We start from the raw sequence: 231 nt of genomic DNA, 5'->3' as shown, positions 1-231 counted from the left end.
ATGCCCTGAAAACCCCGGCTGAAACACCGATGCTGTGATTCGGAGGTTAAATGCGCTTTACTGATATATTCATAAAAAGGCCGGTCCTGGCAGTGTCGATCAGTATTCTGATTGCCCTGCTTGGTTTTCAGGCTATTTTCAAAATGCAGGTCCGGGAATATCCCGAGATGACCAATACCGTAGTCACTGTGACGACCAGTTATTACGGTGCCAGTGCCGATCTGATCCAAG

1 protein-coding gene is annotated in these 231 nt (G+C 48.1%); it reads left to right on the top strand.

Annotated features, from left to right (window positions below):
- Positions 1–50 precede the first annotated feature (50 nt).
- Positions 51–231 (top strand): efflux RND transporter permease subunit (locus ACYP03_RS28295; protein WP_459782977.1); only part of this gene is annotated, 181 nt, incomplete at its 3' end.

Source organism: Photobacterium sp. R1 (genome assembly GCF_054600795.1).
The sequence above is the reverse complement of the archived record's forward strand: the minus strand, read 5'-3'. Positions and strand labels throughout refer to the sequence as shown.